At 31.9% G+C, this 803-nt stretch carries 1 pseudogene; it reads left to right on the forward strand.

The features are described 5' to 3' along the window. Positions 1-803, forward strand: a pseudogene (locus GQR46_RS20225) (hypothetical protein); the annotation flags it as partial.

The raw sequence follows: 803 nt of genomic DNA on the forward strand, positions 1-803 counted from the left end.
ATCAGAAACTAACAAAGTGCTTTATAAAAAGCGTATGGATACAATTTTGTCAGAAGTTGATAGGCGCTGTGAAATATTGCACTCGGTGAGTAAAGGTAATTCAATTCAAATAACGGAAACAATAAAGCTATTTAAAGCTGTTGTTTCTTACCAAAGTTTTGTAGCTGATGATAATTTTAATATTCATGCAGACTTACTTCATGTGAGAGGTCCAATTCTTCGTAATCCAGTGACAAAAACCATTTATCATAATTACCTAGGTTTGTATTACAACAAAAAAGGCATGCATTTATTACGAGAGTCGCTAAATATGTACTCTGTAGATGTTTTGTCGATTGATGGTTTAGAGCTGGCTAAAAAAAATATTAATACCATAGAGCCATCAATACTTGAAGAAGTAAGTATGTATCTTAAATCTGCCGCTGAGCAGTTCGATAAAGCACTTAAAGTATCTAGCGAAGATGTTATGTGGCCTGGTTTTATTAATTACAATAAAGCACGTACGGTATATTTTTTAGCTTTACTATCAAATAGCGAACTTAATTGGTTAGATATTCTCGACGAAGCAATAGAGTCTCGCAGCAGGTTAAATCGACTAATTGACGAAATTTTAATGATAGACAGATCAAAACCAGCCAATATTGTTAGCACACATTTAAGAGAATTTTTTCTATATCAAGAAGAGTTAGCACGTACAGTAAAATTGAATATTTTACTGTCGAATAATCTAACCAGACAAAATAATGCACCTATTATATATAAAGGGATTAATATCTCTAATATATCAAACGAAAAACTAACTG

The organism is Pseudoalteromonas sp. Z1A6 (assembly GCF_011378745.1).
In the GTDB taxonomy this organism is placed as follows: Bacteria; Pseudomonadota; Gammaproteobacteria; order Enterobacterales; family Alteromonadaceae; genus Pseudoalteromonas; species Pseudoalteromonas arctica.